Annotated in this window: 14 protein-coding genes; 7 read left to right on the top strand and 7 right to left on the bottom strand. The window is 75.1% G+C overall.

Going from position 1 to position 21,134, the window contains the following annotated elements:
* Positions 1-70: 70 nt before the first annotated feature.
* Both tmpA and AC067J_RS30430 read right to left on the bottom strand, forming a co-directional pair.
* Positions 71-1,654, bottom strand: a complete 1,584-nt coding sequence (gene tmpA, locus AC067J_RS30435) for a 2-trimethylaminoethylphosphonate dioxygenase (protein WP_478304580.1) — start codon at positions 1,652-1,654, stop codon at positions 71-73.
* A gap of 208 nt (positions 1,655-1,862) precedes the next feature.
* The gene (locus tag AC067J_RS30430) at positions 1,863-2,954 is read right to left on the bottom strand and encodes a pyridoxal-phosphate-dependent aminotransferase family protein (RefSeq protein ID WP_478304578.1); all 1,092 of its coding nucleotides are present in this window, start codon (positions 2,952-2,954) and stop codon (positions 1,863-1,865) included.
* A gap of 107 nt (positions 2,955-3,061) precedes the next feature.
* On the opposite strand from AC067J_RS30430, the gene AC067J_RS30425 reads away from it, so the two are divergent.
* The 4 genes from AC067J_RS30425 (at position 3,062) to glnII (ending at position 7,478) form a co-directional block, all read left to right on the top strand.
* Positions 3,062-4,165, top strand: coding sequence for an amidohydrolase family protein (locus AC067J_RS30425; RefSeq protein WP_478304576.1), 1,104 nt, complete (start codon positions 3,062-3,064; stop codon positions 4,163-4,165).
* Positions 4,166-4,312: 147 nt separating this feature from the next.
* Complete coding sequence (locus AC067J_RS30420; protein ID WP_478304574.1) at positions 4,313-4,990, top strand: uracil-DNA glycosylase; 678 nt, start codon at positions 4,313-4,315, stop codon at positions 4,988-4,990.
* 206 nt (positions 4,991-5,196) lie between these two features.
* Positions 5,197-6,288, top strand: a complete 1,092-nt coding sequence (locus AC067J_RS30415) for an SCO1860 family LAETG-anchored protein (RefSeq protein ID WP_478304573.1) — start codon at positions 5,197-5,199, stop codon at positions 6,286-6,288.
* Between the two features lie 167 nt (positions 6,289-6,455).
* The gene (gene glnII, locus AC067J_RS30410; protein ID WP_478304571.1) at positions 6,456-7,478 is read left to right on the top strand and encodes a glutamine synthetase GlnII; all 1,023 of its coding nucleotides are present in this window, start codon (positions 6,456-6,458) and stop codon (positions 7,476-7,478) included.
* Positions 7,479-7,565: 87 nt separating this feature from the next.
* Here the strand turns inward: glnII and AC067J_RS30405 are convergent, their stop codons facing one another.
* Together AC067J_RS30405 and AC067J_RS30400 are read right to left on the bottom strand one after the other, a co-directional pair.
* A complete protein-coding gene (locus AC067J_RS30405) occupies positions 7,566-12,911 on the bottom strand; it encodes a hypothetical protein (protein ID WP_478304569.1) in 5,346 nt (1,781 codons plus the stop codon).
* Entirely contained in the window at positions 12,908-14,329 is a 1,422-nt protein-coding gene (locus AC067J_RS30400) for an esterase/lipase family protein (protein WP_478304567.1), read from the bottom strand. The genes AC067J_RS30405 and AC067J_RS30400 overlap by 4 nt, the downstream gene beginning before the upstream one ends.
* 530 nt (positions 14,330-14,859) lie before the next feature.
* On the opposite strand from AC067J_RS30400, the gene AC067J_RS30395 reads away from it, so the two are divergent.
* Positions 14,860-15,960: an LLM class flavin-dependent oxidoreductase gene (locus AC067J_RS30395; RefSeq protein ID WP_478304565.1), complete on the top strand. Its 1,101-nt coding sequence runs from the start codon at positions 14,860-14,862 to the stop codon at positions 15,958-15,960.
* 161 nt (positions 15,961-16,121) lie between these two features.
* Positions 16,122-17,729 (top strand): alpha/beta fold hydrolase, encoded by a 1,608-nt coding sequence (locus AC067J_RS30390; protein ID WP_478304563.1) that lies wholly within the window; start codon positions 16,122-16,124, stop codon positions 17,727-17,729.
* 83 nt (positions 17,730-17,812) lie between these two features.
* On the opposite strand, the gene AC067J_RS30385 is transcribed toward AC067J_RS30390, so the two are convergent.
* The 3 genes from AC067J_RS30385 to AC067J_RS30375 form a co-directional block, all read right to left on the bottom strand.
* Positions 17,813-18,277, bottom strand: a complete 465-nt coding sequence (locus tag AC067J_RS30385; RefSeq protein WP_478304561.1) for an SRPBCC family protein — start codon at positions 18,275-18,277, stop codon at positions 17,813-17,815.
* Between the two features lie 179 nt (positions 18,278-18,456).
* The gene (locus AC067J_RS30380) at positions 18,457-18,954 is read right to left on the bottom strand and encodes a GNAT family N-acetyltransferase (protein ID WP_478304559.1); all 498 of its coding nucleotides are present in this window, start codon (positions 18,952-18,954) and stop codon (positions 18,457-18,459) included.
* Positions 18,955-19,025: 71 nt separating this feature from the next.
* Positions 19,026-20,096, bottom strand: a complete 1,071-nt coding sequence (locus tag AC067J_RS30375) for a hypothetical protein (protein ID WP_478304557.1) — start codon at positions 20,094-20,096, stop codon at positions 19,026-19,028.
* A 117-nt stretch (positions 20,097-20,213) separates the two neighbouring features.
* Between AC067J_RS30375 and AC067J_RS30370 the strand changes: the two genes are divergently transcribed.
* Complete coding sequence (locus AC067J_RS30370) at positions 20,214-21,062, top strand: helix-turn-helix transcriptional regulator (RefSeq protein WP_478304556.1); 849 nt, start codon at positions 20,214-20,216, stop codon at positions 21,060-21,062.
* Positions 21,063-21,134 lie beyond the last annotated feature (72 nt).

Below are 21,134 nucleotides of genomic sequence, written 5' to 3'. Positions count from 1 at the left end.
GGGCGGGAGGCCGGCAGGCCTCCCGCCCCGCTTCGTGTGCGCCGGTCGCCGGCCGCCCCCTCGTCCGGGGTCAGTGCATCAGGGCGGCCAGCAGTGGGCGGAAGTGGTCGAAGCCCGGGGTGTCCGCGTCGGCCTCCTTGGCCTGCTCGTCCCAGCGGCGGACGGCCACCGCGTCCCCGGCGCCCGGGTGCGCGGCGAAGGCCGCCGCCTGCTCGGCGGACATCGGGCCGCCCTGCACCTGCAGCGTGAACTCGGAGGCCTCGGACAGCCGCGCCCGGTAGTCCGGCTCGACCGCGCACAGGTAGCGCTTGGCGGCCACGTGCAGGCGGACCGGTTCGGTGACCTCCGGGCCGAACCAGCGGGCCAGCCAGTCCGCGCCCGTGTCGCTGTGCCGGTTGTCCTGACCCTCCATCAGATCCCGTCCGTGCAGGGCGCCCTGGAAGTGCCCGACGTCGTGCAGCAGTGCCGCGGCGACCAGGTGCGGCTCCGCCCCGGCGGCCTCGGCGAGTGCGCCGGCCTGGAGCATGTGCTCGGCCATCGTCACCGCCTCGCCCAGGTACTCCCCGGCGCCCTCGCCCTCGAACAGTGCGGCGATCGCGTCCAGCGCGGCCGCGCGGCGCTGCAGCACGGCTAGGGTGCTGGTCAGCGAGTCCAGGTCGGCGTAGCAGCCCTGGAGGTGGCGGTGGCCGTCCTTCTCGAAGGCCGTCCGGGCGTGCAGCAGGCGGACGTTGTCGAAGATCAGGCAGTCGCCCCGGTCCAGCCGGAACTCCAGCCGCAGCTCCGGGCGGAGGGTGATCGCGGCGAACCGGCGGTAGGCGGCGTAGAACGCCTCCAGCTCGGCGGCGCCCCCGCGCAGGGTGCCGATCGAGCGGTTGTTGAACCGCACCTCGCGGATCCGGCCCAGCGGGTCCACGTCGATCAGCGGCCGCTCGGCGCGCAGTTCGGTGCCCCGGTCGCGGAACACGAACGGGACGGGCGTGCGGGTCAGGACGGCGAAGTCCTCCGGCGCCTCCTCGCGCAGCACCGCCGCCGCCTTGAACCCGTCCACCAGGCCGGAGTCCCCGCCGGTCGCCGAGTTGTCGAGGCAGTGCAGCAGCTGGAGGGTGGGGACCGGGTCCCGGTACGGGTTGTCGGTGTGCGGGGTGATCGCGACGCTGGTGAACGCCAGGTTGTTGGGGTCCGGCTCCACCCGGACGTCGAACAGCTCGCCGTAGTTGGTGACGCGTACGTACCCGAAGGTCCCGGCGACGGCGAGCACCTGCCGCTCGACCGCCGGCACCCCGCGCAGCACGGCGAAGCCGGAGCGGAGCACCGCCCCCAGGACGGCGGCCTGCTCCGCCGGGTCGGCCAGGTAGGCCTCCCACCGGGCCTCCGGGATGCCGTGCGCGAAGTCCGCCGCCGCCCAGAGCCGCTTGTCGGCCTCCGTCCGCCCGTCGCCCTCCGCCGCCCCGGCCAGCCACTCCAGCGGGTAGCGCGACCGGTGCCCGTCCGACCAGAGCACCTCCAGGTGCCCGTTCAGCTCGGCCTGCGCGGCGACCGCGAGGTCGTCCGGCAGCTCGGTGATCTGGAACAGCTTCTGCCCGTTCCGCTGGTCGCGGCAGTCGGCGCAGGGGCAGTTGTCGCGCAGCCAGTACGGCGGCAGGTGGGTGGTCATGGGCTCCTCCTCGGCGGGGCGATGGGCGCCAAGTTGTATAGCCAACTTGGCGCTGTGGGGAGCCTTGCGGGTGGTGGTGAGATCCGGGTGGCGAAACGATGAACCCCTCGGGAACAGAAGCTCCCGAGGGGTTGCGAGGGTTGCGGCGGCGGGGCGGCGCCGGGCCGGGCCGGGGTGCGGCGCGGCGGCGACCGGGTGGCCGCGGCGGTCAGCGGCCCGCTGTCGTCCAGGCCTCGTCCGCGGCCTTGAGGGCCGGGGCGGCGTCGGCGCCGGTGGCGGTGGCGAGGGCGGTGAGGGTGGCGCGGACCGTCTCCGGGGAGGCCGCCGGGCCGTAGTGGTTGACCCGGAGCATCCCGGCGGCCAGCGCGCCGCCGCCGGCCTGGACGGGGAGGGACGGGTCGAGGCGGCGGAGTTCGGCGGCCAGTCCGGCGGCGTCCAGGCCGGCCGGGGTGCGCAGGGTGGTGGCCACGGGCGCGGCGTGGGCGTCCTCCGGGACGAACGGGCTGAGGGTGCCGAGCGCGCGGACACCGGCCCGGGTGGCGGCGGAGGCCGCGCGGTGGCGGGCGATCACCGCGGGCAGGCCGTCCGCCTCGATCCGGTCCAGGCAGGCGCCGAGCGCGAGCATCTCCAGCTGGGCCGGCGCGTGCGGCAGGACCGCCCGGCCGGCGTCCGTCCAGCGCTCCTTCCAGTCCAGCAGGGAGAGGTAGGAGCGGCGCGGGGCGGCCGGGTTGGCGGCGATCCGCTCCCAGGCCCGCTCGGAGACCGAGACGGCGGAGACGCCGGCCGGCCCGCCCATCGCCTTCTGCCCGCCGATCACGCACAGGTCGACGCCCCACGCGTCGGTGAGCAGCGGCTCGGCGGCCACCGAGGCGACGGCGTCCAGCATCAGCAGCGCCCCGTGCTCGCGCACCACGGCGGCGATCTCCGCGACCGGGTTGGTGTTGCCGGTGGCCGCCTCGGCGTGCACCAGGGAGACGAAGTCGACGGCCGGGTTCGCGGCCAGCGCCTCGGCGACCTGCCGGGCGGTGACGGCGCTGTCGAACGGCACGGCGAGGTCGACGACGTCCGCTCCGCAGTCGCGCAGCCAGTTGCCGAAGGTCTGCCCGTACGGCCCGGTGACGATGTTGAGCGCGGTCGAACCCGGGTGCGCGGCGCCCCGGATCGCGGCCTCCAGCGGGAGCAGCGCCTCGCCCTGGGTGACGATCACGTCGGCGGTGGTGTGCAGCAGCGCGGCCACCTGGTCCTCGATGGCCGCGAAGTCGGCGGCGCTGAGCGGGGGCAGGTCGAGGAAGGGGCTCACGGGCTGGGCCTTTCACGGTGCGGGAAGGGTGGCCGGACGGGGTCCGGAACGAGTCTGCCCCATCGGTGGTCCTTACAAGGAATGCCGCCGTCGGTAGAGTGCGGGCCATGAGCGATGGCACGGTGCTGCACGTCCGGGGTCGGGTGCTGGTCGGTCCGGAGGACGTCCGGGACGAACTCTGGGTGGTGGACGGCCGGGTGACCTTCGACCGCCCGGCGGCCGCGGACGCCGCCGGCGACGTCCGGACGGTGGACGGCTGGGTGCTGCCCGGCCTGGTGGACGCGCACTGCCACGTCGGACTGGACGCGCACGGCGCCGTCGACGCCGCCACCAGCGAGAAGCAGGCGCTCACCGACCGCGACGCCGGCACCCTGCTGATCCGCGACGCCGGATCGGCCGCCGACACCCGGTGGATCGACGACCGGGAGGATCTGCCCCGGATCATCCGGGCCGGCCGGCACATTGCCCGCACCCGCCGCTACATCCGCAACTACGCGCACGAGATCGAGCCCGGCGACCTCGCCGCGTACGTGCGGGCCGAGGCGCGGCGCGGCGACGGCTGGGTGAAGCTGGTCGGCGACTGGATCGACCGCGAGCGCGGCGACCTCGCCGCCTGCTGGCCCGGCGACGCGCTGGCCGAGGCGATCGCGGCGGCGCACGAGGAGGGCGCGCGGGTCACCGCGCACTGTTTCGCCGCCGAGTCGCTGCCGGACCTGCTGGCGGCCGGGATCGACTGCGTCGAGCACGCCACCGGACTGACCGAGGAGCTGATCCCGGCCTTCGCCGAGCGCGGCGTCGCGATCGTCCCGACGCTCGTCAACATCGCCACCTTCCCGGGCCTGGCGGACGGCGGGGAGTCCAAGTTCCCGGCCTGGTCCGCCCACATGCGCCGGCTGCACGCCCGCCGCTACGACACGGTGGGCGCCGCGCACGACGCCGGCATCCCGGTCTTCGTCGGGACGGACGCGGGCGGCTCGCTCGCCCACGGCCTGGTCGCGGAGGAGGTCGCCGAGCTGGTCAAGGCCGGGCTGAGCCCCGCCGAGGCGCTCTCGGCGGCCACCTGGTCGGCGCGGGAGTGGCTGGGCCGCCCGGGCCTGGAGGAGGGCGCGTCGGCCGACTTCGTGGTGTACGCGGAGGACCCGCGGGCGGACGTGCGGGTGCTCGCCGACCCGCGGCAGGTGGTGCTGCGCGGGCGCCCGGTGGTGGGGTGAGGCCCGGGGTGGCGGGCCCCCGGGGCGGCCGGGTGCGGGCGGGGCGGCGAGTGGCGCGGTGAGTGGTGCGGGCGGGGCGGTGAGTGGCGCGGGCTGAAGATCATCCGGGTGAACGGGCTGTCCGTGTAGGCCGATAGGGTTACGCCCATGGCACCGCGTCCACTGAATGAGATCGTCGAGCCCGGGTGGGCCACCGCGCTGGAGCCGGTGGCCGGGCGGGTCGCCGCGATGGGTGACTTCCTCCGCGCCGAACTGGCGGCCGGCCGCACGTACCTGCCCTCCGGGCCGAACGTGCTGCGCGCCTTCCAGCAGCCCTTCGCCGACGTGCGGGTGCTGATCGTCGGGCAGGACCCCTACCCCACCCCCGGCCACGCCGTCGGCCTCAGCTTCTCGGTGGGGGCGGACGTCCGCCCGATCCCGGCCAGCCTGATCAACATCTTCCAGGAGTACGGGAACGACCTCGGCCTCCCGCAGCCCTCCAACGGCGACCTCACCCCCTGGACGCAGCAGGGCGTCCTGCTGCTGAACCGCGCCCTCACCACCGCGCCGCGCAAGCCCGCCGCGCACCGGGGCAAGGGCTGGGAGGAGGTCACCGAGCAGGCGATCCGCGCCCTGGCGGCGCGCGGCGGCCCGCTGGTGGCGATCCTCTGGGGCCGTGACGCGCGCAACCTGCGCCCGCTGCTGGGGGAGATCCCGGCGATCGAGTCCGCGCACCCGAGCCCGTACTCGGCGAACGGCGGGTTCTTCGGTTCGCGCCCGTTCAGCCGGGCCAACGAGCTGCTGGTGCGGCAGGGCGCACAGCCGGTGGACTGGCGCCTGCCGTAGGTACCGTGCGGCGCGTTGTCCCGTGTCGCCGCAGGGCGTCAACCTCACCCGAATGAGTGAAATGACGTTCTGTGTGACTCATGTGACGGATTGTTCGAGAAGACTGGCGGCTCGTCGTTCGGAGCGCCAGCCCCTTTGCCCCGCCCCTGCGGGTGGGTGATGTCGGAGGCGCGCTCCGCCTCGCCAGCACCCGTGGGGGTACCGCCATGTCCTCGTCCCGTTCCGTGTCCGTCCCCGCCGTCGGCGCCGCCGCCCTCGCGGTGGCGGCGCTGATAGTGCCGCCGTCCGCCGCCCACGCCACCGCGCCGACGGCCTCACCCTCCTCCTCCCCGGCGCCGTCGGCCGGCAAGGCCCGCGCCGTCACCGTCGAACTCGACCTGGACGTCAGCCTGTTGAACAAGGCCGTGGACGTCCCCGTGAACATCGCGCTCAACAAGGTCGAGACCCCCGCGCAGCGGGACGGCTCCGTCCTGACCGCCACCGTCGACGGCGTCGACCAGCAGGGCCCGGTCACCCTGGTCAAGGCCGACATCGGCAAGTCCGTGACCAGGGCCGACGCCGAGGGCGCCGCGGCCTCCGTCCGACTGGTCAACGCCGACGTCCACGCCCCCGGCCTCCCGGCCACCACCCTGCTCGGCCTGGAGGCGCTCAGCGCCACCGCGACCTGTCCGGTCGACGGGCAGCCGACCGCCGACGTGGTCGCGCCCGCCAGGCTGACCGTCCTCGGCAAGCCCGTCACCGTCGGCCTGTACGGGCCGACCAAGGTGGACGTGCCGCTGGTCGGCAGCGTGTCGGTGGAGTTCTCCAAGAAGACCACCACGTCGACGACGGCCGCCGCCTCGGCCCTGGAGGTCCGGGTCGAGGTCAACCCGCTCAACCTGAACGTCGCCAAGGTGACGGGCACCGTCACGGTCGCCTCGGTGAGCTGCGAGAAGCCGGTGCCGGCTCCCACCACCGCCCCGGCCGTGGCCCCGTCGAGCGGGGTCCCGACCACCGGGGCCCCGGCCACCGCGCCGCCGTCGGCGCAGCCGGTCGTGGACAGCACGCCCACCGGCGCCCCCGGCACCGGCCGCGCCGCCGCCCCGCAGGCCGCCGCCGGCACCCCGGCCGCCCGCCGCACCGCCGCCGGAGCCGCCCCGGCCTCCGCCCCCGGCGACCACCTCGCCGCGACCGGCGGCAGCGACTCCACCGCCCCGCTCGCCGCCGGTGCCACCGCCCTGGTCGCGGCCGGCGCCTGCGCCCTCTGGGCCACCCGCCGCCGCCGGGCCGCGACCGCCGCCCACGCCCGCCGGCACTGACCCCGCCCCTCCCCGGTGCGGGAGTGCCACCCGCGGCACTCCCGCACCGTGACCGTGCCGACGCGGACGGTTGGTTCACATGGGCGTTACATGAGAGGAACAACCGGGAAACGGCGGCTTGCGACGCTACGCGGGCACCCACCACTCAGTTTGCGAGGTACACCGCCGTGGCAATCAAGGCCGAGTACATCTGGATCGACGGCACCAAGCCGACCGCCAAGCTCCGCTCCAAGACTCGGGTCCTGCCGAACGCCGACAAGATCCCCACCTGGGGCTTCGACGGTTCCTCGACCAACCAGGCCGAAGGCCACGCCTCGGACCGAGTGCTGGAGCCGGTCAAGGTCACCAAGGACCCGATCCGCGGCGGCGACAACATCCTCGTCCTCTGCGAGGTCCACGAGACCGACGGCACCCCGCACGAGTCGAACACCCGCGCCCTGCTGCGCACCGTCGCCGAGCAGTACGCGGCGCAGGAGTCGATCTTCGGCATCGAGCAGGAGTACACCTTCTTCAAGGGCTCCCGCCCGCTCGGCTTCCCCGAGGGCGGCTTCCCGGCCCCGCAGGGCGGCTACTACTGCGGCGTCGGCGCCGAGGAGGTCTTCGGCCGCGAGATCGTCGAGCTGCACCTCGACCGCTGCATCGACGCCGGCCTCGCCATCTGCGGCATCAACGCCGAGGTCATGCCCGGCCAGTGGGAGTTCCAGATCGGCCCGGTCGACGCCCTGACCGTCTCCGACGACATGTGGATCGCCCGCTACCTGCTCTACCGCACCGCCGAGGAGTTCGGCATCGACGCCACCCTCGACGCCAAGCCGGCCAGGGGCGACTGGAACGGTGCGGGCGCGCACACCAACTTCTCCACCCGGGCGATGCGCGAGGGCTACGACGCGATCATCACCGCCTGCGAGTCGCTCGGCGCCTCCCAGGAGATCGTCCTGGAGCACGTCAGCCAGTACGGCGACGACATCCAGTCCCGCCTCACCGGCAAGCACGAGACCGCCCCGTGGAACGTCTACTCCTACGGCGTCTCCAACCGCGGCGCGTCGGTCCGCATCCCGTGGCAGGTCGAGGTGGAGCAGAAGGGCTACATCGAGGACCGCCGCCCGAACGCCAACGTCGACCCGTACGTGGTCACCCGCCTGCTGATCAACACCTGCTGCGCCGCCCTGGAGAAGGCCGGCCAGGTCTGAGCCACCGCTCGCCGGTGACGGCGAAGCGCCCGCCGGGCCTCCCCCTGCTGCACGGGGGAGGCCCGGCGGGCTTTCGTGTGCCCGGGGTCAGTCGGGGTGGATGACGTCGGCCAGTTCGTGGGCGAGGGGGGCCAGTTCGGGGATGCGCCGGGCCAGGTTGCGCAGGTGGACGGCGTACGCCTCGCGCTGGACGTCGGCGCCGTGCTCGATGATCACCGCGGCGATCTCCCGGGTGGCGTCGGCTCTGCCCAGGCCGAGCAGGATGACCAGGGCGAACAGTCCGCCGTGGGTGTGGTCCAGTAGACCCGGACAGGCGGCTTCGACGGCGCCGAGACGGTCGAGGTCTGCGGCTTCGACGGCCGCGAGGGCCTCGTCGACCGCGAGATCGGGGTCGGCGACGATCCCGTAGACCTGCCGCAGCGGCATGACCCGGGCCAGGCGGACGATCGCGAGGTGCCGGCGGACCTCCGGGTCGTCCACCTGCGAGAGCACCTCGGAGAACCGGGGGTCGTGCAGTTCCGACCGGTGCGCGGCGTGGAACGCCTGGGACTCGGGCCAGGAGGGGACGGCCGTCCACGCGGCCGCGAGGGCCAGCGCGTCGTGCTCGCGCCGGCCGGCGGCGAGGACTGCCGGGAGGCCGAGGGCGTCGACGTCGTCGAGCACCCGGGTGAGGTCGGTGATGTCCGCGTCCTCGGGGAACATCTCGCCGGCCAGCCGCAGGTGCTCCCGGCCGGCGGGCGTCCGGAGCCGGTCGGCATGGTCGTGCAGGAACCGCTCGACGTCGGGCCAGCCCTCCTGGCCGCCCCAAACGTCGAGCAGGCCGATGAAGTCCTTCGGAAGGGGGTCGGTGGCCCAGCCGGGCAGGCCGCCGATGGTCAGGGTGGCGGGGAGGTTCGAAACCAGCGTGCGGATCTCCAGCCGGGCGGCGCCCAACTGCTGCGGCTCGCCGTGGGCGGCGGCGCCAGTGGCTTCGACGAGCAGTTCGAGGGCGCGCCGGTGGTCGCCCCGTCCGGCGAGCCAGTAGGCGTAGTGGGCCCGCAGGACGGCCTGGGGGAGGGGGTGGCCGCGGAGCGCGGCCAGGGCGTCCTGCCAGGCGGTGTGCACCGGATCGCGGTCGGTGTGCAGCGCGGCGAGGGAGTGTAGGGCTCTGGTGAGGCCGGTGAGGAAGACGGCGGGATCGGCTTCGGAGAGTCGGAGGTGGTGGCCGACGGCTTCGGCGGTGGAGTCGAGGGCCCCGGCCCGGTTCCCGCTGTCGAACTGCTGGAGGGCCAGGTTGTCGAGGGCGCGGGCGAGGTTGGGGAGGTGGGCGACGGGGTCGGCTCCGGCGAGTCGGCGGTAGTAGGTGACGGCCTCGGTGACGGAGGCCAGGGCCGCCGCGTGGTCGCCCATCCTGGATTGACGGATGGCCAGGTTGTTGAGGGCGCCGGCGAGGTGGGGGAGGTGGGCGGCGGGGTCGGCTTCGGCGAGTCGGCGGTAGTGGGTGACGGCCTCGGTGGCGGAGGTCAGGGCCGCTTCGTCGCTGCCAGTCCTGGATTCCTCGGTGTCGAGGGTGGCGAGCTTGTTGAGGGCTTCGGCGAGGTGGGGGGCGAAGGCGGCCGGGTCGGCTTCGGCGAGTCGGCGGTAGTGGGTGACGGCCTCGGTGACGGAGGCCAGAGCCGCCGCGTCATCGCCGGACCTTCGCTGATGGATGCCCAGGTTGCTCAGCGAGTAGGCGAGGTGGGGGAGGAAGGCCTCCGGTTCGGCGTCGGCTAGCTGACGGCAGATCGCGGTGGCCTCCGAGCCGGTGGCGAGTGCGGCTGCCCGGTTGCCGTTGTCGGCCTGCCTGCCGGCGAGGCCGTTGAGGGCGTCGGCGAGCAGGGGGAGGAAAGCGGCGGGGTTGGTGTCGGCGAGATCGAGGTAGTGATCGACGGCCTCGGTGGCGGTGGTGAGTGCGGCCTCCCGGTCGCCGTTGTCGGCCTGTCCGGTGGCGAGGTTGGTGAGGGCACCGGCGAGGTGGGGGGCGAAGGCGTCGGGGTCGGCTTCGGCGAGAACGCGGTAGTGGGTGACGGCCTCGGCGACGGTGGTGAGTGCGGCCGCCCGGTCGCCGTTGTCGGCCTGCCTGCCGGCGAGGTTGTTGAGGGCGTCCGCGAGGTCGGGGAGGTGGGCGGCGGGGTCGGTTCCGGCGAGCCTTCGGACGAGGACGACGGCCTCGGTGGCGGAGGCGAGGGCCGAGCTCAGGTCCCCGCAGGCGGACTGGTGGACGGCGAGGTTGTTGAGGGAGCGGGCGAGGACGGGGAGGTGGATGGCGGGGTCGGTTCCGGCGAGCCTTCGGACGAGGACGACGGCCTCGGTGACGTCGGCGAGGGCACCCGCCCGGTCGCCCTGGTCGGAGCGGCGGTTGGCGAGGGTGTGGAGGGAGCGGACGAGGCCGGGGAGGTGGGCGATGGGGTCGGCTTCGGCGAGTCGGCGGGAGAGGGTGACGGCCTCGGTGGCGGAGGCGAGGGCCGAGGCCCGGTCCCCGAGCCCGGACTGGTGGACGGCGAGGTTGTTGAGGGCGTTCGCGAGGCCGGTGAGCTGGGTGGCCCGGTCGGCTTCGGCGAGTCGGCGGGCGAGGGTGACGGCCTCGGTGGCGGCGGCGAGGGCACCGGTCCGGTCGCCGATGTCGGAGCGGTGGACGGCGAGGTTGTCGAGGCCGGCGGCGAGGTCCGCGAGGAAGACGGCAGGGTTGGCGCGGACGAGCCGGCGGATGAGGGTGACGGCCTCGTTGGCGGCGGAGAGGGCGCCGGTCCGGTCGCCTTGGCCGGAGCGGTGCTTGGCGAGGTTGCGGAGGCTGGTGGCGAGGCGGGGGAGGTGGGCGGCGGGGTCGGCTTCGGCGAGTCGGCGGGCGAGGGTGACGGCCTCGGTGGCGGTGGTGAGTGCGGCCGCCCGGTCGCCGTTGTCGGCCTGGTCGGCGGCGAGATTGGTCAGGGCACCGGCCAGGTCGGGGAGGTGGGCGGCGGGGTCGGCTTCGGCGAGTCGGCGGGAGAGCGTGACGGCCTCGGTGACGGAGGCCAGGGCGCCCGGCTTGTCACCGGCCGTCGACTGCTGGACGGCGAGGTTGCTGAGGGAGCCGGCGAGGGCGGGACGGTAGGCGGGGTCGGCTTCTGCGAGTCGGCGGTAGTGGGTGACGGCTTCGGTGACGCTGGCGAGTGCGGCCGCCCGGTCGCCGACTTCGAACTGCTGGACGGCGAGGTTGTTGAGGGCGGCGGTGAGGTTGTCGAGGAAGGCGGGGTCGACGACCGCGAGTCGGCGGTAGATGCCGACGGCTCGGGTGAAGGCGGTCAGCCCCGCGGCCTGGTCCCCGGTGTGGTGCCGGCGCTGCCCCAGGCGGTTGAGGAGGACGCCGATCTGGTGGTCCGTCGTTCCGGCGGCCGCGAGGGCCGCGTCCAACCGGCGCTGTTCCGCCCGGAGCGCCAGGTGCGGCAGGCCGAAGGAGGTGAACGGGATCGCCTCGGCGAGTTCCTCCAGCCAGACCGGTGCCTCCGGCGCGTCGACGAGTCGTTCGAGCGCCTCCAGGAGCGCTCCGCCCTGTTCCGAGGCCACCGCCAGGGCGGGACGCCAGCGTTCCGCCCCGTCGGCGGTCCATGCGGCGGCCATGCGCGCGGCGGCGGCCTGGTCGGCCGCCGCCGCGCGGTTGAACTGGCGCAGTGCACCCAGGATCTGCTTCTCGTCCAGGCCGTCCAGCGCCGCCGTCAGCAGCTCCTCGTCCTCCCGGAGCGTGCGCAGCGTCAGGTGGTCGGCGATCGGGTCGGGTCGGAGGGCGAGCGGTTCGCCGGGGGCCGGCTGGAGGCAGTCGGTGAGCGCGCCGCGGATCTGTTCCCGCCATCGTGCGTCGTCCGCGAGCTCCTCGACCGCGCGCAGGGCGGCGGCGGTCGCCTTCCGGCCGGTCGGCGCGCGCAGGGTGAGGCAGGTGACGGCGCGGTCCAGGACGTCGAGCGGGACGTCCCCGGTCGTGCCGGTGGCCCGCCGGTAGACCTGGGCCCAGTACGAGCGTTCGTGGTCGAGCACCTCCTCGTACAGTTCGGCTCGGGTGGTGGGGAGCCGGTCCCGGTCCGGGGTGCGGGAGGCGAGGAAGGCGAGCAGCAGGCGGTCCAGGGTGGTCCACTCCTGCGGTGCGGCGTCGGCCAGGTCCTCCGGGGCGAGCGGTCGGCCGCCCGGCAGGAACGCCTCGACGGCGCGCCGTGCCAGCGCCCGCCCGTCGGGGTGCTCGGGAGGCAGCAGCATCGGCGGGCGTTCGCGGCAGAGGTGGCCGTCGCCGTGCCACGCCCGGCGCAGCTCGGGCAGCCACTGCCCGTCGGTGGAGCGGGCGGTCATGAGGACCACGGCGGGAGCGGCGCCGCGTTCGGCGCGGCGGCGCAGCACCCTGAGCAGCTCGCGGGACTCGGCGGGCCGGGCGTCGGCGTAGTCGAGGACGACGAGCGTGGGCGAGGTGACGACACCCAGCCAGTCGAGGCCGGGCGTGTCCTTGCGCAGGTAGCCGGCGTACCAGCCGTGCTGCTCGGAGAGCCGGTGGGCGACTTCGAGGGCGAGCCGGGTCTTGCCCGCGCCGCCGACGCCGTGGACGACGGCGACGCCGGTGTGCTGCCCCTCGGCGACCGAGCGGCACCAGTCGGTCAGGACGGTGAGTTCGTCGCGGGCCTGGAACCGCACCGCGTTGTGCTCGGGTCTCAGCAGCCGCAGCGGGCGGTGGACCTGCGGGTCGAACGGCAGGTACGGCGCGCGCAGCGGGTCGTCGGCCCGGTGCACCGCCGGGGTGTGGGCGTCGTCGGCGCGCCAGAGCCGTGCGATGTCGACGGCGGTGCGCCACTGCCAGTCCGCCGCGTACCGGGCGCCGGTGCGGGCGGCGTCCTCGAAGGCGGCGCCGGTGCCGGTGATCGGCGAGGTGGGCAGGGCGTGGGCGAGGCCGACCGGGTCGAGGACCAGCAGGGGTCGGGCCGGGCCCCGGACCTCGCTGCGGACGAGGTCGTCCCAGTCCTCCGGCCGGTCGGTCCACAGGTCGGTGTCCGGCGGGCGCGGCTCGCCGGGCTCGGGGTCGTCGACGCGGATGCCGAGCAGGGCGTGGCCGGCGCCGCCGTTTCCGGGCGGGTCGACGAGGAGCACGAACGGGTGCAGGCCGGCGTGCAGGCAGGCGGCGGCGAGGGTGACCGCGAGGTCGAGGCAGGTGGCGTGCCGGGGGCTCCACAGAACCTCGGCCGGCTGCCGGACGACCTGCCGTCCGGCCTCGTCGCTCGGTGCCTCGTACGAGTAGGTGATGCCGGCGCCCGCCAGGGCCTCGTACACGGCGCGGGCCTGGTCGAGGCGGCTGCCGCCGGCCGGTCCGGGGAGGCGGACGAGGGCGGCGACCTCGTCGGGGCGGACGTACTTGGCGAGGGCGGCGTCCTCGCCCTCCTGGTTCCAGCGGGGCCAGCTGTTCACGGGCTCACCACGGCGAGGCTGTCCGTCACGGTGAGGTCGCCGGCGCCGGGGACGGCGCTCGCCGTCACCTTGAGGTCGTACAGGCCGGGCGACTGACCGGGCAGGTGGGCGCGGTAGCAGCCCTCGGCGGTGTCCCAGTCCAGCTTCACCTCGGCGGTCCGCTTCCCCGGGGCCTCGGCCTGCCGGAGGGCCGCCCACACCTCGGGCGGCTCGCCGTCGGGGAGGGCGTCGCCGCGCAGCCGGACCCGCAGGGGGACGGGCGCGTCGGCGGGGTGGAGCTCGTCGAGGTCGATGCCCAGGGAGGTCTGCCGTTCCTCGCCGCGGACGGCGGTGAGCGCGGCGCGCTGCTCGTAGGCCTCGACCAGGGCGGGGATCCAGGGGGCGGAGCCGATCGGGCCGTGCCGGTCGCGGGCGCGCCAGCCGGTGGTGTCGTGGCCGCTCATCTCCAGGGGGACGGCGGAGAAGGCGGGGACGGTGCCGTCGCCGTGGTCGTTCTCCCAGCCGTCGAGGTCGAGCCAGCCGGGTGCGGCCTTCCGGACCGTGAGGCGGGTGCCGTCCCAGTGGGCGGCGCCGGGGGTGTCGTGGCTCCAGCCGAGCAGCGGCCGGACCTCGGGCGCGTCGGGGCCGCGCGGGATGACCCGCCAGCCGTCCTCGATGTCCTGGTGCAGGACGAACCCGGCCTCCGCGTCCGCGCCGAGTCCGGGGATCGCCAGCTTGTGCGGGTGGCGGGCGGTGCCGGTGGTGGCGTCCCAGACGGCGGGGTAGCGGGGCAGCAGATCGGCGACGCCGGGCCAGGACCGGAGCAGGTCGCTGACGTCGTCGAGCCGGATCCCGGCCAACCGGACGCCGTTGGCCAGCATGTCGAGTGCCTTGGGGGCGCCGCGGTGCGGGGTGCCGAGGGTGATCAGGGCGCGGCAGAGCGGCCAGCCCTCCAGCGGGCCGAGCCAGTGGCGGGCGACCAGGCCGCCCATCGAGTGGCCCACCACGACGACGCGGCCGGCGCGTTCGGCCTCGCTGTAGTCCTGGAGGCGTTCGTGGACGTCGGCGGCGAGCAGCCCGGCGGCGTGGGCGACGCCGAGCCGGAAGTCGTAGGGGAAGACGACCACGTTGGCGGCCGGGTCGCGCCGGTCGGGGTGGCCCTCGTCGAGCCGGACGCCGGGCAGGGCGCGCAGCCCGTCGAGGAGCCGCTCGTAGCCGGGGACGACCGTCCAGCCGGGCAGCAGCCGGCGGGAGCGGATCAGCCCGGTCGGCCGGAGCGGCTGGTCGGGGGTGAGGCGGCCGGGTCTGGCGAGCAGTCCGGCGATGTCGCCGAATCCCGCGTCCCAGACGGTCTTCCCCGGCCGTCCGCCCGCCCCCGGACGTTCCAGTACGCTGCCGCCGATGCCTGGCAGGACGTACACGAGATGCCTGCGTGCCACGCTCGCTCCACTCGACTCGGTGTGGTGGTGTCGTGGCGTCGTGGTGCCGTCGACCCGACCCCCCTGGTCAGGACCGCACTTCCGACGCCGTGGTGTCGAGGCCCATGGTCCGGTGCCGGCGGGCCGGGGGTGCACGGTTCCGGCCGTATGGTGGCCAAGTTGAGACACGTGCCCGGGGCGGGGTGGATCGGGAGTGCCCGGACCGTTCCGGCGTTCGGTCGGGGCGGTTGGTTCGGTCGGGTCGGGTCGGGTCGGGTCGGTTGGTTCGGTCGGTTGGGTTTCGGTCGGTGGCGGTGGCGGGGTGGGCGCGTGCCCCGGGGCGGGGCGGGCGGACGCCCGGACGGGCGGTCTCTTGATCGGCGCTGGTCGGGGGCGGATAATCGCCCGCATGACCGCCTCCGCCGCTGCCTCCGGGTGCCTCGTGCGACGCCTGCACGTCGACCTGGCGCGGGTGTGCGCGGCCGCCTGTCGACGGTGAGTGCTCCAACCTCCCCTCCCCTCAGGCGTTCTCGGCACCGGAGTGTGTGTTCATGTCCCTGACCTTCCACTGGTTCCTGCCCACCAACGGCGACAGCCGGCACGTCGTCGGCGGCGGGCACGGCTCGACGCCCGGCACGGCGGGGACGGACCGGCCGCCGTCCGTCGCCTACCTGGGGCAGATCGCCCGCAGCGCCGAGCAGTTGGGCTTCGAGGGGGTGCTGACGCCGACCGGCGCGTGGTGCGAGGACGCCTGGCTGACGACGGCGATGCTCACCCAGGTGACGGAGCGGCTCAAGTACCTGGTGGCGTTCCGGCCGGGGCAGATCAGTCCGACGCTGGCCGCGCAGATGGCGGCGACGTACCAACGGCAGTCCGGCGGAAGGCTGTTGCTCAACGTGGTGACGGGCGGCGAGTCGGCGGAGCAGCGCGCGTACGGGGACTTCCTCGACAAGGACGCACGGTACGCCCGGACCGGCGAGTTCCTGTCGATCACGCGCAGGCTCTGGGCGGGGGAGACCGTCGACCACGACGGGCCTCATCTCCGGGTGGAGCGTGCGAAGTTGAACCGCCTGCCGGATCCGGTGCCGACCGTCTACTTCGGCGGCTCGTCCCCGGCCGCGGGCGACGTCGCCGCCCGGTACGCGGACGTCTACCTCACCTGGGGCGAACCGCCCGCCCAGGTACGGGAGAAGCTCGCGTGGGTCCGTGAACTGGCCGCCGCACAGGGGCGGGTGGTGCGGTTCGGGATCCGGCTGCACGTGATCACCCGGGACACCTCGGCGCAGGCGTGGGCGGAGACCGAGCGGCTGCTGGCGGCGATGGACCCGAAGCGGATCCGGGAGACCCAGCGGGCGCTGGCGGAGAGCGAGTCGGAGGGGCAGCGCAGGATGCTGGCGCTGCACGGCGGTTCGGCGGCGCGCCTGGAGGTCCACCCGGGTCTGTGGGCGGGCATCGGGCTGCTGCGGGGCGGCGCGGGGACGGCGCTGGTCGGCAGTCACCGGGAGGTCGCCGACCTGATCACCGAGTACCACGAGCTGGGCATCGACGAGTTCGTGCTCAGCGGGATGCCGCACCTGGAGGAGGCGTACTGGTTCGGCGAGGGGGTGCTGCCGCTGCTCGCGGAGCGCCACCTGTGGCAGCGGCCGGTGTAGACGGCCGGTGTAGACGGGCGGTGAGCGCGGCTGGGTGGTCACGGGCCGCCCGGTCGGCGCCTTTTGCCCGAAAGGGAACGTGAAGGGTGGGGATGTCCCCCGAGCGGATCCGGGGGTGTGCTGTCGTGAACTCCGGGCGCCCGGTTCCTAGCGTTGGAGGCATGACACCACCTCACATACCGCTGCGCGACCACACCCTGGGCTCGCGCCGCCCGGCGCTGCGGGCGACGGCGCTCGCCGTTGCCCTGGCCGCTTCGGCGCTCGCGGGCACCCCCGCCGCGTCGGCCGCCTCCGCCTCCGCCGAGGCCTCGACCTCCTCGTCCGCCCGCGGCCTGGACCGCTACTACGGCCAGCGCCTCGACTGGCGCAGCTGCGTCCAGGGACCGGACGACCAGGTGGGCGCCGAGCTGGAGGGGGCGGGCGCGCGCTGCGCGGACGTGACCGTGCCGCTCGACTACGGCGACCCCCGGGGCCGCACGATCACCGTCGCGATCTCCCGGATCGAGGCCACCGACACCCGCCACCGGATCGGCCCGCTGCTGCTCAACGACGGCGGCCCGGGCGCCCAGACCCTCGGCGCCCCGCCGCGCATCCACACGGCGCTCAAGGAGACCGCCGCGCGCTACGACATCATCGGCATGGACCCGCGCTTCGTCGGCCGCAGCACCCCGCTGGACTGCGGCTGGCCGGTCGGCACCAGCCTCGTCTCCGCGGGCCTCGACCGGGCGAGCTTCGACCGGCAGGTGGCCTTCCAGAAGGACCTGGCGGCCAAGTGCCGCGCGGCTGCCGGACCGCTGCTGCCGCACGTGAGCACCCGCAACACGGCCCGCGACATGGACGTCGTCCGGGGCGCGCTCGGCGAGCGGAGGATCTCCTACCTGGGGTTCTCGTACGGCACTTACCTCGGCACGGTGTACACCCAGATGTTCCCCGGCCGCTACGACCGGGTGGTCCTCGACGGGGCGCTCGACCCGCGCACGTACGGACCGGTGCTGCTGCCGAACCTGCTGGCCGAGAACGAGCAGGCGCTCGCCGACTGGGCGGTCTGGGCGGCGGCCCGCCACGACACCTACGGGCTCGGCCGGACCGGGGAGGAGGTGACCGCCGGGATCCTGCGGACCGTCGAGGCCTCGGCGCGCGCTCCGCTGAGCGTCGGGAGCGGCGCCGACACCTTCCTGATCGACGACACCCGGGTGCCGTTCCTGCTCTTCGCCGGGCTCGCGGACGACACGGACGAGGCGCGCGCGGGCCTCGCCGAGCAGATGGCCGTGCTCGCCGAGGCGGCCGCGGGCAGGCCGGCCGTGCCGTCGGCGGCGTTCACCGCCACGCTGCGGTTCGGGTTCACCGGGGACGCGTCGCCGACCGGCAGCGCGCAGCAGGCGGTCATGTGCGGGGACGCCGCCGCGCCGCGCGACCCCGAGGCGTACTGGCGGAAGATCGAGCGAAGCCGCGCCGAGCACCCGCTGTTCGGCCCGATGGTCGACAACATCAACCCGTGTGCGTTCTGGGACCGCCCGCGCGAGGCGCGCACCGAGGTGCGGAGCGACGCCAAGGTGCTGATCGTCGCCGCCACCGGGGACCCGCGCACCACCTACCGGGACAGCGTCGCGCTGCACGGGCTGCTGCCCGGCTCCCGGCTGGTGACGCTGGAGGGCGCCAACCGGCACGCGCTCTACGGGCTGTACGGAAACGCGTGCGTGGACGACACGGTCAACGCGTACCTGGCCGGCGGCCGGCTGCCGAAGGGGGACCGGACCTGCGCCAAGTAGCGGACGGTGCCCCGGCGGTCCGACCGCCAGGCCGTCCGACCGCCCGGCCGCCCGGCGGCACTGCCGTCGGGCGGCCGGGGGCGTCAGGTGCGCGCGCGGCCGGCGGGTACGGACAGCGCGGCGTCGGCGGCGGCGAGGATGTTCCGGAACGTGCGGGTGATGATCGGCCGGGCGAGCCGGCGGGTGAGCACGGCGCCGAGCAGGGGGACGCCGACCTCCGCGCGGGTGGTCCATTCGACGTGGGTCCCGCCGTCGACCTCCGTGAAGGTCATCCGGCCCAGCTCGTGGCGGGACGGCGGCAGGCTCCGGTCGACGACGTACTCGGTGACGTACGGCGGCTCGTACCGTGTGATGCGCTCGCTGAACCACCCGATGAGCCAGAGGTGGCTGCGGACGGCGCCGACACCGTACGGCGCGCCGTCGCCGCGCCGGGTGAGGCGGCAGCGCAGCACCAGGGGCGAGGCCGTGTAGTTGGTCGTCGTGGTGAGCCAGGCGAACACGTCGTCGACGGGTGCGCCGATGACGCGTTCGACGGTCATGGTTTCCATGGCGGGCGTCCTCTCGGTCGAGTGGGCGCAGCTGTCGGCTGCGTCCTCGCGCGCCAGGGAGACGACCCGTGCCGGTGGACCGTGACAGCCCCCGGATGTGACGCGCGTCACGGCATGGCCCCGTGTCCCGTGTCCCGTGCCCGGTGGCTCGCCGGCCCACCGGCTCGCCGCCCGCCGGGTCACTGCTCGCCGAGGGCCATCCACTTCTCCGGCGTCGTCAGCGGCGCGAACCCGACCTTGGCGTAGACCTCGTGGGCGTCCGCCGTGGCCAGCAGGACGCGGCGCAGGCCGTACGGGGCGAGGTGGTCGCGGACGGCGGCGGCCAGCGCCGTGCCCAGGCCCTTGCCGCGGGCGGCGGGCTCGATGTACACGTCGCAGAGCCAGGCGAAGGTGGCCCGGTCGGTGACGACGCGGGCGTAGCCGAGCTGGGTGCCGGCGGCCCGGTCGTAGACGCCGAAGTTGAGCGAGCCCGCGATGGCGGTGTCCTGCTTCTCCCGGGGGCGGCCCTTCGCCCAGTAGGAGTCCTGCGACAGCCACCGGTGGACCAACCCGGTGTCGAGGCGCGCGGGGTCGGTGGAGATCTCGTAGCCGTCGGGGAGGGCGCCGGGGAGGGCGCCGGGGAGGTCCTCGGGGAGGCCGTCGGGGTGGCCGTCGGAGAGGTCAAGGTCACTGGTCATGGCGGGATCCAAGCAGAGCGGCCCCACGGGGATCCATCGGATATCCGCGGGGCCGGTGCGCCCGGGCCGTGTCAGATCCGGCGCAGCGAGAAGGTGTCGCCCGGCGCGCCCGCGAAGGCGAGGTCCAGTCGGCCGGAGAGCGCGTACACGCCGCCGCCGGGGCCGGGCGTGACGGCCGTCGGCGCGAGGTCGGCCGAGGGCCGGACGGCGGTGAGCCGGGCGGTGCGCCAGCCGTCGGAGGAGCGGAGCTCGACCGAGGCGTCACGGCCCGCGCCGGCCAGCCCGTTGGTCACGCCGACGATGCTGCCGTCGGGGCGTCCGAGCAGGCCGTCCAGGTGCAGCAGGGCACCGGACGCACCCGCCCCGCCCGTACCCTGCCCGCCCGTACCAGCCCCGCCTGCGCCCGCCCCGCCCGTGACCGGGATCGGGCGGACGTCCGCCGGGCGGCGCACCGGCACCTGCCAGAGCGTCCCGTCGTCCCACTTGCCGATGATCAGCCGGCCGTCCCGGAAGACGATCCCGTTCAGCCCGTAGCCGCCCGGCGCCGGGGCGAGCCGGGCGTCGCGGACCAGCACGGAGGCCGTGCCGTCCACGCCGATCCGGTACACCACCGGGGCCAGCGAGTCGGTGACGTACGCGGTGCCGTCCGGTCCGAAGGCCACGTCGTTGGCGATGTGCGGGCCGCCGTCGCCGGCCACCGCGGCCAGGTCGGCGTAGAACAGCCGGCGGCCGGTCTCCAGGTCGTAGGCGCCGAGGCCGGCGAGCCGGCCGGTGGTCGCGGCGGAGCTGCGTTCGCCGAGGCCGTTGTCGCCGTTGGCCAGCAGGACCCGGTCGCGCGCCCGGTCGACGTGCAGGCCGATCACGGAGACCAGCGTGTCCGGCTCGTCGACCAGGGTGCGGACGCCGCCGTCGGGGCGGACCACGGAGACCGTGCCGTGGCGCAGCGAGCCGACCAGGAAGCGCTGCCGGTCCTGGTCCCAGGTGGCGCCCTCCGGGACGAGGGTCGGGGCGTGGCCCTGGATGACGGCCGGGCCCCGGCCCGCGTGGCCGCCGTGGGCCGCGGCGGGCAGTGCCCCGCTCGCGCTGAACAGGACGCCGGCCGCGGCGGCGGTGACGGCGGCCCGGAGGAGCTGACGGTTCATCGGGGTTCTCCCTGCGAAGTGGCGCGTTCGGCTGGTGGCACCAGCCTCGCGGGGCGGCGCGGGCTTCAGCAGTGCCTGTGGATACTGGCAGTGCGACTACCAGGAAGGGCGGGGGGAATGGGTGACGCGGAGGACCGCCGCAAGGCGCTGTCGAGCTTCCTGCGCAGCCGGCGTGCCCGGCTGACGCCGGAGGAGGTCGGCATGGCGCCGGGGGTGCGGCGGCGTACCCCGGGGCTGCGGCGTGAGGAGTTGGCGCTGCTCGCGGGCGTCGGGGTGACCTGGTACACGTGGCTGGAGCAGGGGCGGGCGATCAATCCGTCGCCGGAGGTGCTGGCGAGCCTGGCCCGGACGCTGCGGCTGGACCGGGCGGAGACGGCGTACCTGTTCCGGCTGGCGGGGGGCCGTCCCGGGGAGCCGGGCGTCGACGTGGCCGACGAGGTGCCGGCGCCGTTGCTGCGGCTGATGCACGCGCAGTGGCCGGCGCCGGCGTTCGTGATGGACGCGGACTGGGCGATCCGGGCCTGGAACCCGGGTGCGGACGCGCTGTTCGGACTGTCCGGCTGGGATCCGGCCGACTGCAACCTGGGCTGGGTGGTGTTCGCCAACTCCGTTCACCGGGCGCGGACGGTGGAGTGGGAGTACCACGCCCGCCGGACCCTGGCGCAGTTGCGCTCCGCCTACGCCGAGCGCGGTGGTGACGGTGCGCCGGCGGCGCGGCCGCTGGCCCGGCTGATCGAGCGGCTGCGGGCGGCGTACCCGGAAGCGGACCGCTGGCTGGACGAGCACCAGGTGCTGGAGCGGGTCGGGGCGGAGAAGGAGTTGGTGCACGAGGAGCTGGGGGTGCTGCGGATCGACCAGGTGGTACTCCAGGCTTCGGGCGGGCTGCAGTTGGTGGTGCTGACGGCGCGTGACGCGGAGACCGGTGACCGGCTGCGCCGCCTCGCTCCGGCCGCCGTCCGGGTCTGACGGGCGGGCCCGGGGCCGGTTCTCCAGGGGGATTGTCCGTATGCGTCACCCCTTGTCCGGGGGCGACGAATC

It is taken from the genome of Kitasatospora sp. NPDC042419 (genome assembly GCF_056437345.1).
This window is presented reverse-complemented; position numbering and strand designations above follow the sequence as displayed.